A 12,277-nucleotide genomic window follows, 5' to 3' on the forward strand; every position below is an offset into this window, starting at 1 on the left:
AAAAAGCCAATTACAAATGCCAATACCCAGGATGCACTCAAAACCATTTCTTACAAATTGATCATATAAAATCTGTAAGCAAGAATGGCAGTAATCAAACCGATAACCTTCAGGTATTATGCCAAGCTCACAATAAATTCAAATATCAGAGACATGGCTAAGCATAATGCAATTGAGCTTACGATAAGAAGATTAATAGGTTAAAATTTGAGTGGCGCCTAACTCTCGTAAGTTTCTTTAAGTACCAAAGCGCCAGCCTATGGAGAGGCCCAATGACATTTGGTCGTCGAATTGGCTGCTGAGATATTTTCGGATTCTTAAATCGTAGGAGACGGGGCGTTCGAAAAGGGTCGATTCGTATTGGATACCTAGGATAGCCGAATATATTGAATCGAATTCTGATTTATCAAAATTTGTCGTGCTTGAAGTTAACCTTTGCCTAACTCTCCATGGATACATAGAGCCTAAACTTGCAGAGGCCCAGAAATCTCCGGCAATGTGTCTGCGATAACCAAGATCAAATGAAATGGCTTCCAATGTGTATTTATCTACATATAACTCTGTTTCTTTACGGAAATTGTGTATTCCTAGGGTAACCTCTGCTAGCAAACTACTCTTGGAACTGAGATCTCCCAAGGCTTGCGCGAGCACAGCAAAGCTTTGACTTCGATCCAACTTAGATTGACTATCGTTGTTATGAAATAAGTTCTCTTGGAAATTGGCGTTGGCGAGAAATCCTGCAAGATATGTGATTCGACCGTCCTCAGGAGTGTAAGAAGCAACAATCTTATCCATGGGATAAAAACTTAAAAGTGTTATTATGAGTGTAGACTTAAAATTTAGCTTAAAATTTTTGAATAACTTCATAGTTCGCTTTATCTGTACATTCGTGTTCATAGTTTATGTGCCTTCAGTACTTTATGCACAAAGTGAATCAGTAGCGCAACCAAATAAGGACAAGCCAGCAAAAGTTGACGAAATCGAAAACCCCTCACCATTTACAAGAGAGTTGATCCGAGCTAATAAAGCCGCGGCAGAAGAAATCGATAAAGCCGCTGATATTATTGACAAGAATGTTTCTCCTAAAATGGCCGGCGCGGTTGGAAAAAACGAAACCCAAGTCTATGTTATCTTAGGAGGAGACTTTGCCGATAATGGCGATATTGAATCCAACTTTCGCTATGGCGTTCAATTGCATTTACCTCGCTTTGAAAGATACTGGAAAGTAAAATTTGCCAACCAAGATGAAAAAAGAGATCGTGGTCAGAGCTCGGTGACAAGGCAGCAGAGAACTAGAAATACAAACGATGATGTTTTCTTGGGCGTGAGCTTTATGAAAAATTGGGATCGTGTTGAAGTCCAATATAAACCTCAAATTGCAATCAGTGATGGAATCGGGCTAGATCATTCGATAGAGGCTGATACAGAGTATGAATTTGGAAGATTTAATTTTGAGCCTAGTCTCGAATTCTTTGCCAATCACGATGATGGTGCGGGGTCCTCGATTTCATTAAAGTTTGTCTATTGGTTGTATAAAAAAATGATTTCATTTGAGCAGGGGAACGACGCCAGATTTCTTTATCTACGAAATATTTTAGCGGAAAACCATTCTGCAGGATTCGCTTATACTCCCAATGATAGATTTAGTGTCTCCACTCATTATTTTAGAAGCTTTGGAAATGACATTGCCGGTTACATGCTTTCGGCCTACGGGGGATACATTACTATTAATTCTGTGATTTACAAAAAAGTTCTTTCTATGGAAGTTAAGCCTTATGTTGTTTTTGAACGAGAAGAAAATTTTAAGCAAATCAACGGTGCCTTGATTAACTTTCGCTTAAATTTTTAATGGTTCTAAGGTAGATCTCAGTTTGTATTGAGCAAAAGAATGACTCATAAACCGAAAGTCATTTGCAGACTGAAAAATAAACCTTGAATGTTAGTATTGTTAGAAGACATCACAGAATATCTCCCTGCGGCCTTGAAGAGTTTGTTGAACATTTTGAAATCATATTCTGTTCCAAAGCCTAAACCAGAAATGGAGTAAACTGATTTGGATCCATTTAAGAAAACTTGATCGATGCCAAGCCCTACCTTCAAAGAGTTCTTTTTATTAGTGCTTTCCATGACGATTGGCGCTCCATCGAGAGATATAATTTTATTAAAGCTACAGCAATCTCCAGTCAATGTGTAATAAAAATATCCTCCAAGAGTAGTGAAGCTAGAAGATGTGCTGGCATTTATGGCCGATGTGATAAACATCTCAATACTATACTTATTGACAAAGTAATGAGTAAAATCAACGCGGATTGCGCTGCCTGTGATGGATCCACTTTCCAAACTGAACTGCGCATACTCTAAGCCTGCAGATAAATAGTTTCTACTCTCTTTAATTTCAGTCACAACGTCGACTGCAAATGCCGGCGATGCAAAGAACCATAGCATGAGAGCAATATTAAGCAGCTTCACTTTTTAATCCTTCATCGACTAGGAGTTGGTAGACGTCATTGTGGCGATTAGGATTTGATTTTTCTTTATAAACCAATAACAGTTTTAATTTCTTTTCTGGTAAGTGAGCTTCTAATGCTTTTAAAATTTCCTCTGGCCCAACCCATGCCGCGGCAAGAGATCTTGTGTCGAATTGTGAAAGTACAGATTTGATTTCTTCTGGCGACTTGAGAGCTAACCAGGCCAGAGTCTTTACGTGTTTGCGTAAATTGTCCGGAACCATTTGCGGGTTATTGAATATTGCAGCTTCATCAGTCAATGACAATTCTCCCCAAGTCGGAGTGGCGCTGAAGGTTCTTAGAGTGCTCTTGGTTTTTGCAGTGAATTCAGATACAGACGGTTTTGCTTGGATTGCTTTTAATTTTTCATCAAAACCCAGCTTCATGTTCTCTTTTCTCATCGGACTGATAGCATGCCATAATCCGATGTCTTTTTTTACTGATTCACTAAGATCTTTTTGTGAAATTTGCGCAAGAGAACAAGGTTCCATATAATAAGGATGCTCGTGATAGGACATAGGCCTTGCTGCTGTTGTGACAAAGAAAAGAGAGTATTCCTTCAAGAAGGGGAGTTCTGATGTGATCTCTTTCTTTTGTTCGGTAGAGATGTTTTTCCATAACCAATTCGCATAGCCGTCCTGCTCGGTCCAATAGCAATCTGCAAAAATTTCTTTTAAAGAATTTGTGCTGAGCGTATCCAATATAGAATCTTGATTCTTTGATGAAGACGGCACAAAATTTTGATTTTGCGGCATCGAAGGAGTAAATGCAGGAGAAGTTCTTGGAGCAGGTGTGTTTCCACTTCCTTCCGCAAGTGCACCGGCTAAAACTTTGATTTGTTCTTTTAATTCGGATGATCTTTTCTTGCTGAAAGAATTTGATAAATAGAATGTACAACCAAACCCTAAAGCAAAGATTGCGAAAATAAGTTTTGCAAATGTCCAAATTGTTTTATCTGCAACTTCAAATAAATCTTTCACTTCAATAGACTTAGAAAGTTTAACAAGTTTTTGGTCTACTTTGCTAAAATGGATGAATACATTTTTCTTATTCTCCACAGGAACTGCTTTATAAAGCGCATCTTGTGCGCCTGGTGGGATAGTCTCTAAAGAGCTATAAATATCCACATTGATTTTTTTGATATCATTCAATTGGATTTTTTCTGGAGATATTTTTTCTCCATCCGAAAAATTTGTACCTGGCAGAGTTCCTTGAAAGCTGTCAAATTCGAGCTTTACGACAATCTTTGCTGAATCATCAAACATCTTGAATGTATTTTGTAATCTCTCTTGGAGAGTTTGCTCGAGGTTGAGTTGATCCAGTAAATCCGCTCGACTGATCAGTGGGAGCATCAGTAATGATAGTATTAATAATAGTGTCTTTTTCATAGTGTCTCCTTGTGCGGCTCTATCCTGATAGAGAGAGATCTGGAGTTTCTAATATTTGATGAAGCTGCTTGTATAAATAATTTTTTTTCTGAGAACCCTAGATCTCTTGCTATAATAAGAGCGCTTGATGCTCTTAGGGAAGAGAGCACAAAATTGTCGACCACGATGTTTGTTTTATGTATGTTCATGGGACGGTTGTCCGCGTGACCTTCAAAGTATAGATTAACACTTTCTGAGAATGGATGAATTTTTTCTAAAATTTCCTTTAAGACTGCAATTTGATCTTTGTACATTTCGTGTTGCCCAGCTTTGTACATGTTGTCTGCAAAATTGATAATCAAACTTTCATGATCAGTATCTACGCTCACATTGAACTTGTTTAAAGAGTCCGAAAGACTCGAAGGAAGCCTGTCATCCACTTTGTCATTGATCGCATTGGCTAGGGCACCGCCCGTGCCTTTGGTTTTTCCATCAGCGGTTTGTAAGTCGCTTTTGCCTTTGCTATCAAATTGCTTAGCAAGATTAAAGATGATTTTACTTTTAGAAGCAGGATCTGCCGAGTAAAACAAAATAAAGAAGCTCATGAGCGCCATCAAGAAATCGGCGTAAGAAACGGCCCAAAGGTGAGCGTTCTCGTCCTCATGGAGAGTCGTAGACTCGTCTCGTTCTATTCGCGGTAATCGAATCTTCTTTTTAGCTTGCACGTAATTCGACCTCTTCATTAATGAGTTCTGCCGCTTCATCTTGATTAATCAAAAGTAAAATTTGATAAATACTTTGTAAGTAACGAGTTGAAGCCATGTGCTTCACTTGCAATCTATCAGAGATAGGCATGATGATCGCGTTGGCGATAATCAAACCAAAGAACGTTGCTGTCATCGCCATCGCAAGTCCTGGACCAATTTTGTCTTTTGCTCCATCCAAAGCTTGGAAGAGGGTCACAATACCCATCACAGTACCTGCCATTCCGAGAGAGGGTGGGTATTTGGCTAAGTTTTTTAGGGCTTGAATTGCATCGACTGAGCGTTGCTCAATTTCTTTTTTCTTTTGTGAGATTAAGACTACAAAAAGATCTTGCGCAACACCTTGCGACCAAAGCAATTGCGCGTAAGACACCAGGTCGTCTTTTGAGGTGAAGGTGGCTTCTTTATTTTTAGTCAACGCTTCGATTTCGCTTTTGGTATCTTGCATTGTCAAAGGCTTGGCGCCTAGAGTTTTTAATTCATAGAAAAGATTTTTTAAAACAGCTTGTGGGGTAGCGAAGAATAAAATTCCTATGGTACCACCACCAACGATCAAGACAGAGTGGAGGTTGAAGTAAGTTCCAATAGTGTCTAAACCCATTGAGAATAAAAATACAAAGAATGTTAAGAAAATACCAATTGGTAAACTGCTCATGTGCCGCCTTTAAGCTTTGATAAAAGCTTTTTTGCATTTTCATTAGTTGGGTTGATCACAAGACCTTCTTGTAAATCATTTATGGCGCTTTGTTTGTCGTTCTTGAGGTAGTTGATGCTGGCGCTCATAAACAATATGGAGGAATTGTTTTTGTATTTTTGTTTTAGAATGCTGATTGTTTGAGAAGCCTGGTTGTAGTCACGCTTTTGAATGAATACTTCTGCTCTTCTTAAATTCTCAATGATTTCATCTGTTGATTTTTCAACGTGGGAGTTTATAAGCTCAATTACACCGGTGCTCATACTAGCTTCAGATATGGTGATTTGGGAATCTGAGCTATGAGCAGAGAAGACCAACATCGGAATGTTTTTCTTAGAAATGATAAAGACATTCTCGCCCTTTTGGATCTCGATCTTTTGTCCAGCTTTGAGCATCTCAAAATTTTGTTGATCGTTTTTTTTATATTGTACATCAGTTTCAAAGCTGATTTGTTCAGCCAAGGAAATTGACATGTACCCAAAAATTAAGATTGTTGAAAAGTATTTTAACATCATCTTAATAATTCTCGGTATAGAGTCTTAACATCTTAATAAAACTATTGAATTATCTTAATAAAGAGACAAAAGTCGCATGCGACTTTTGTTTAGTTGATGGGGATTGTAACAGTACGATTGTTTCTGCCGTCTTTAATATAGAGATAATTTGTGTCTCCATAGAGTCCAACTGGATTATCAAATCCACCAAGTTGTTTCGCTGGTCCAGATGATCCGCCTGTACACCATGTAGGAGTGATATTGCCAATACCAGCGGTATTGCAGGCAGCAGGGGCAATGGCTGTCGGTCCAGATCCCAATCCTGAAATATAACCTTTCCACCCTTGGAATGATCCGTCAGTAGCAGAGATACGAACAATTCTGTGATTGTAAGAATCAGCTACATATAAATAAGTATTGTTCGCCCAAATTGCTCTTGGAATATTGAACGAGCCATCTTCTGAACCCGCGCCGGTGGTTAAATTCTGTCCCGCTGTTCCGGAGTTACACCAGCCTTGCAGTGGCTTGTTTGCAGTTTGTCCTACGCAATATCCAGTTAAGCTTAAGTTTGTGAGAACACCAATTCTACCAATGATACCGGCAGGAGCTCCTGAAGTTTTATTGTATCTAGAAATTCTATGAGTCCCTGTATCAGAAACGAAAATGTATGAGCTGTTTGCCGCAATACCACTCGCAGAGTTGATGGACCCATATCCGCTTGATCCGCCACCACCAGTTGCCGCAGTTGTACACCAACCTTGAGCTACGTTGCTAGTGATTGTACAGACAGAGCCTGAAGTGATGTGTCCGATCGCTCCGTCAAAGGCACCTGTTGTCGGATTAACTCTCATCAATCTTGCCGTGTTGTCTGTCACGTACAAGTATGGTGAATCATAGTGAACAACTCTTGGAGCATTGAACATTCCGTTTGTTGTGCCGTTAATGGCCGAACCACCAATACACCAAGTTGGAGCAGGATCGTTGACGTTGGCTCCAGTACAAGAAGCTCCACCATCGGTAGGAACCGTATTGATTTTTCCGATCCAACCTTGATAGAGAGCATCACTGATTCTCACGCGATCCACTCTATGGTTCGAATAATTAGCAATATAAATATAAGTGCTATCTGCTGTAACAGAATATGGATTGTTGTAACCATGAATACCAGAGCCGGCCGAAGTTCTTCCTCCTCCAGTACACCAATCTGGAGTCATACCTGAGGTGAATCCAACGCAACCCGCAGGACCTGTTGGAGCAAAAGTACCAATGATACCAATATAACCCAACATCTGACCAGTTAAGCGATTGAACTTTTTAATTCTAGCAGAAGCAAAATCGGTCTCAAACATGTGAGTGCTGTTCATGGATACACTGTTGTATGCAGTGCTAGTTTCTAAGTTTGCATAGTCGTCAATACCAGCACGCGAAGCCAATACACCTGAAGCAATCGTGCGCGACCATTTTGTAGATTGTGATGTAGCAGTGCCAATCCATCCCGCAGCTGTACCGTCAGCCAAATCAAAAGATTGAATTCTAAAATTGTTGTAATCAGCCACATAAATTTTAGAACCTGAAATTGTCATGCCGTAGGGGCTATAGAAGGCACTGTTCGTATTGCCAACTCGACTTGCTTGACCACCTATGCACCATCCCGGCGTGACCCCGCTCACTGGCGTACTGCTGCAACCGATGTATCCACCTGTAGGTGAGACTGAAACTCTACCAATCCAGCGGAAATTTTGTCCGTCAGAAAGTTGTACGCGCATCAATCTATGATAATCATCAGTGATATAAAGATATGTCCCATCCGTAGTTAAGCCGCGGATTGTTCCGAAACCATTTGTTGTATCTCTAGGGTATGTAATGCCATTTGTTGTCCAATTTGAAGTGTATGTCGAAGCAAGAGTAGCTGGCGATGGTATATTTGTAGGAAGAGTTCTTGTGAGCGCGCTTCCAATGTATCCAGAGAATGCTCCTGAAGTTAAATCGATCCTTACAACTCTCACGTTACCAGAGTCACCCACATACAAGTATGTTCCGTCGGTTGTAAGACCAATCGCATTTTTAAATCCTTCATTTGGCGCGGCAACTTCAACGGGATTAGTAGATAAGTTATATCTGTCGGAAGCCTTCGCTGTTCCTGTCGTACCACTCAAGCACCAGCCCGGAGTACTATCGTTTGTTGCAGGAATCGGGCTGCACGTTGCGAGTTGTCCTGCCCAGTTCTGTGGAGCTGCGTTTGTAAGACCCACCCAACCTGCGGCTGCACCAGTTGAGGCTACAAATCTTTGTAAACGTTGGTTCGCATAATCCATCACATACAAATATCCACCGTAGTGAACAATAGATTGTGGGTTATTGAGCATTCCATCAAGAGTACCAGTTTGTGAGGTTCCACCTACACACCATCCAGGAGCAGCAAGTCCATTCGAAGAAGCACATGGACCCGTTGCTGGAGAAGCTAAGATGCGACCGATCCAACCTCCATACGCACCAGTATCTTTGTTGAATCTTAAAATTCTATGGGATCCTGCTGTGACATAAATGTATGTTGAATCCACGGTAATGTATTTTAAACCTGTTACCAGTGCAGCCGTCACAGTGTTACTACGACCACCTTTGCACCACACAGGAGTTAAATCACCAAGGGTTGGGTTTAAGTTATTGCAAGATGCAGAAGAGTCGTAAGCAGAAATTCCTTCTGTTGAACCTACATGACCAATCCATCCCACAACTTCATTCAATACAACATCATATTTTACTATTCTGTTGTAAGTTGCCTCAACGGCGTAGATATAATTTCCATCGGCAACAACATCTTGTGGATTGTACAAACCATTCGTGTCATCGGCAACCATTTCATTTCCACTACCACTCATAGTGAATTCACCCGCAGAACCAATCCATGAAATTACCGGAACGTTAGTAAGAGTGGTAGATTGAGATGCAATCGTACCGAGTGAAGGAGTCAGAGTTAAGCTCATTGATTGTGGCAGATAAGATTTATAGTAGAAGCTATTGCTTGTCACACTGATACCAAATGGAAGAGTGACTAATGTTGAAGTGCAAGAAGCATCAGTAAACAGAGTTCCTGTGTGTACAGATCCTGATGATGAGAAACTCATATTGAAAGAAGAAAGTGAAGATGTTGTATTTCCAGCAGCATCTTGCAATGTCACAACGTATGGACCATTACAATCGATACTGTTTAGAGGGTTTGCGGGCCCGACAATAGACATTTGATTTGGCGGGCCTTCAGTGACTGTCGCACTCACAGTCATTGCAGAAATTGCTGTTCCATTGGTGACAAGAGTAATTGTTTGCGCAGAGCCTTGAGTAGTGCCCGTGTAGGTTGCAGAATAATTGCCACTACCTAAATTTGAAACGCCACTGATTGTACCGTTACTTACTCCGGCTGTTTTGTTGAACGTTACAGTTAAGCCACTCGTGATGGCGTTATTATTTGCATCACGTAAATTCATCGTTAAATTTACAGTGGAACCAGATTGAACTGTAGAACTTGAAATTGTAAATGTAGAGTTGGTAGGGTCTACTGATCCTGGAACAACTTGGATTGTTCTTGTTAATCCCGCGATCGGAGCTCCATCAGCCAACACGCGCAGAGTTTGCGCTGAACCAGCAGTCGCACCAGTGTATGTATTTGTGAAATTACCATTACCAGCATTGTTCATTGTGCCTAGGGTGCCAGTGGATGATCCGCCAATAGTATCAAATAAAATTGCATATTCACTTGTGATAGGGTTGTTATTCACATCTCTGATCACAGCGCTGATATTTGCAATGGCGCCAGATGCGAGAGTAGCTGGGGCAACAGTCAGCGAAGAATTTGCGAGGTTCGGTGCACCTACTAAAACTTGAACCGTTTGTGTTGTCGCAAAACCAGATCCATTCACTGTGGTTTGCAATGTGTTGGCAGTTCCTGCGGTGATACCGGTGTACGTCGCCGTGTAAACACCATTACCTTGATTTGTAACAGCGCTCAAGTTACCGAAGGATGTACCGCCAACTTTATCAAAGCCCACAACAATTCCTGCGCTGATCGGATTGTTGTTCGCATCTTTAATAGTTGCAGTCAGTGTAATGTCAGAGCCGGAGATTACTGTCGCAGCTGAAACTGTAAATGTAGACAGTAAATTCGCAGGTGCGCCCGGAGTTACGGTGATTGTAGTTGTAGGACCTAGGTTACTACCGTCAACAATCACTCCAATTGTTTGCGCGCTTCCAGAGGCAACGCCTTCATAGTTGATTGCGTATTGACCATTACCTTGATTGGTCACAGAGCTAAAGATACCTGTGCTTGTGCCCCCAGCCTTTGAGAAGGTAACCAAAATTCCAGAACTGATTGGGTTATTGTTGGTATCGCGGATTGTTGCTGTCGCGGTAACAGTAGCTCCAGAGACAACTGTTCCAGAAGTTACGGAGATTGCAGATTGTGTTGAAGAAGGAGCGCCAGGTACAACATTTACAGAAGTCGATGCACCTAGATCAACGCCATTCACGAGAACGGTAAGAGTTTGCGCAGTCCCGGCAACAACACCTGTGTATCTTATATTGTAAACGCCGTTACCTTGATTCGTTACAGTTCCGAAAGTACCTGTGCTTGTTCCTCCGGTTTTTCCAAAAGTCACTGTGATTCCAGAATCAATAGGATTATTGTTTGAGTCTTTAAGAGTTGCAGTAAGAGTCACAAACTGATCAGAAATTACAGTTGGGTTGCTTACAGTTAAATTGGAATTTGCAAGGTAAGCTGCGCCTGGAACAACAGTGATTGTCACCGTGGGAGCAAGGGTTACACCATCAGCAGCAACAGAGAGAACTTGTGCGGTACCAGAAATTAATCCTGTGTATGTCGTTGTGTAAGCGCCGTTACCTGCATTTACCACTGCGCTGAATGAACCTGAACTTGTACCGCCCGCTTTATTGAAAGCCACCAAAATTCCTGATGGAACAGGGTTATTGTTCACATCTTTTAATGTTGCAGTTACGGTTGCTGATGCGCCAGAAGAAATACTAGCTGCGCTAATTGTCAGAGTTGAGTGAGCATTTGAAGGAGCTCCTGGCAACACTTGAACTGTGGTTGAGGGAGTGAGCGGTGTTCCATCCACAGATACAGAAATTGTTTGCGCAGTCCCTGAGGTAATACCCGTATAAGTTGTAGTGTAAACACCATTTCCTTGATTTGTAACTGCGCTGAATGACCCAGTAGATGTTCCCCCCGCTTTGTTGAACGTAATTGTTGAACCAGAAACGATAGGGTTGTTATTACTGTCCTTAATAGTTGCAGTTACAGTTACGGAATTGGCAGAAACCACAGTGCTCGAACTGATATTTATATTAGATAAAGAGTTGCTTGGACTTCCTGTGATAACGGTGATGTCACTGGTATTATTTAAATAGAAAGTCGTATTTGATGTGACTTCTAATGAAACCGGAGTTCCCACAATCACCGGAGTGAATGTGAAAGTGTAAGTGCCATCATTGTTATCTATAACTGGGGTGAAGGTTCCGGTGCTTGTCCCGCTTTGAATTTGAGGAGTAACAGAAAGTCCACCCACAACTTGCGGTGTATCATTTGAATTGTAGGCTTGTGCAGTAATAGTTTGCGAGCTTCCAGAAGCTACAGTCGCAGTTGCTGGAATCATAGAAAATTTTGTTAAACTATTTGTCGTGAACGATCTTGATACAACATTTCCGTCTGGATAGCCTAAGGCATCTACAGCTTTTAATCTTAAAGTGTAAGGAGAATTTGGGACGAGGCCTGTAAGATTATAGGTACTTGTTGATCCACCAATGATTGAACCCAACAATTCGTATTGTCCTGTAATCGTATTCAACTTATATATCTGATAGCCAGTGGCAGCAGTGTTGGGAGACCAATTTAAAGTTACACCCAAACCTGTAATATTAGTAAAGGCATCAAGTCCTGCGAATAGAAGTCTTGAGCCGATAGTGAATACTTCATCGTATGTTCCGTCAGAGCTGGTACCTCTAATTTTAAATTCATAGTTACCTATGACAGATGTAGAAGGCGTCCATTTTAAAATTCCAGTCGCTGTATCAAATGAAATTGCTGAATTGGGTAGTGAAGTGCAGGGTAATGTTTCATCAACGTTATCATCTATTGTTTGGTCATAGTAGCAAGCATAGCTCATGCCGGTATCATTACCTGGAAGTCCTACTTGGATATTATTTATATCAACAATAACTTCTGTAGTTTGAGCTACTGTCTGGTTTGGAATAGAGGTCAGTACTGGAGCACTGCTAGAGCCAAACAAATCATCGATCTGTCCTGAGCTAGAGCCACATCCCGTAAATATTAGAGAAAAAATTGCGACTATTAAAATTTTTGATGCTATGAATATACGTTCCATTCCTGATACATTTCGGGATAAAGTATTAAGTTGTTAAGATAATATTAAGAATATTAAGT

General features: G+C 41.0%; 8 protein-coding genes. 1 reads left to right on the forward strand and 7 read right to left on the reverse strand.

What is annotated here, in order from left to right; genetic code table 11:
* Window positions 1-237 precede the first annotated feature (237 nt).
* Window positions 238-795, reverse strand: coding sequence for a hypothetical protein (locus V4596_00005; GenBank protein MES2767497.1), 558 nt, complete (start codon window positions 793-795; stop codon window positions 238-240).
* Between the two features lie 94 nt (window positions 796-889).
* Between V4596_00005 and V4596_00010 the strand changes: the two genes are divergently transcribed.
* Window positions 890-1,849, forward strand: coding sequence for a hypothetical protein (locus V4596_00010; protein MES2767498.1), 960 nt, complete (start codon window positions 890-892; stop codon window positions 1,847-1,849).
* A gap of 44 nt (window positions 1,850-1,893) precedes the next feature.
* On the opposite strand, the gene V4596_00015 is transcribed toward V4596_00010, so the two are convergent.
* From V4596_00015 to V4596_00040, 6 genes are all read right to left on the reverse strand, one after another.
* Window positions 1,894-2,469 (reverse strand): hypothetical protein, encoded by a 576-nt coding sequence (locus tag V4596_00015; GenBank protein ID MES2767499.1) that lies wholly within the window; start codon window positions 2,467-2,469, stop codon window positions 1,894-1,896.
* The gene (locus V4596_00020) at window positions 2,456-3,895 is read right to left on the reverse strand and encodes a hypothetical protein (GenBank protein MES2767500.1); all 1,440 of its coding nucleotides are present in this window, start codon (window positions 3,893-3,895) and stop codon (window positions 2,456-2,458) included. The genes V4596_00015 and V4596_00020 overlap by 14 nt, the downstream gene beginning before the upstream one ends.
* Entirely contained in the window at window positions 3,892-4,617 is a 726-nt protein-coding gene (locus V4596_00025) for a flagellar motor protein MotB (GenBank protein MES2767501.1), read from the reverse strand. Before V4596_00025 ends, V4596_00020 begins: the two co-directional genes overlap by 4 nt.
* Window positions 4,589-5,293 carry a MotA/TolQ/ExbB proton channel family protein gene (locus tag V4596_00030; protein ID MES2767502.1) on the reverse strand — a complete coding sequence of 235 codons (705 nt, stop codon included), beginning with the start codon at window positions 5,291-5,293 and terminating at the stop codon, window positions 4,589-4,591. The genes V4596_00025 and V4596_00030 overlap by 29 nt, the downstream gene beginning before the upstream one ends.
* On the reverse strand, window positions 5,290-5,805 hold the full coding sequence (locus tag V4596_00035) for a hypothetical protein (protein MES2767503.1): 516 nt from the start codon (window positions 5,803-5,805) through the stop codon (window positions 5,290-5,292). Before V4596_00035 ends, V4596_00030 begins: the two co-directional genes overlap by 4 nt.
* 131 nt (window positions 5,806-5,936) lie before the next feature.
* Complete coding sequence (locus V4596_00040; protein MES2767504.1) at window positions 5,937-12,218, reverse strand: invasin domain 3-containing protein; 6,282 nt, start codon at window positions 12,216-12,218, stop codon at window positions 5,937-5,939.
* Window positions 12,219-12,277: the final 59 nt, after the last annotated feature.

Source organism: Bdellovibrionota bacterium (assembly GCA_040386775.1).
Lineage (GTDB): Bacteria > Bdellovibrionota > Bdellovibrionia > Bdellovibrionales > JAEYZS01 > JAEYZS01.

What these genes read in the sequence shown, in the direction of transcription:
- V4596_00005 (MES2767497.1), bottom strand. Translation starts at nt 795, where the DNA reads ATGGATAAGATTGTTGCTTCTTACACTCCTGAGGACGGTCGAATCACA.
- V4596_00020 (MES2767500.1), bottom strand. Translation starts at nt 3,895, where the DNA reads ATGAAAAAGACACTATTATTAATACTATCATTACTGATGCTCCCACTG.
- V4596_00025 (MES2767501.1), bottom strand. Translation starts at nt 4,617, where the DNA reads ATGAAGAGGTCGAATTACGTGCAAGCTAAAAAGAAGATTCGATTACCG.
- V4596_00030 (MES2767502.1), bottom strand. Translation starts at nt 5,293, where the DNA reads ATGAGCAGTTTACCAATTGGTATTTTCTTAACATTCTTTGTATTTTTA.
- V4596_00035 (MES2767503.1), bottom strand. Translation starts at nt 5,805, where the DNA reads ATGTCAATTTCCTTGGCTGAACAAATCAGCTTTGAAACTGATGTACAA.
- V4596_00040 (MES2767504.1), bottom strand. Translation starts at nt 12,218, where the DNA reads ATGGAACGTATATTCATAGCATCAAAAATTTTAATAGTCGCAATTTTT.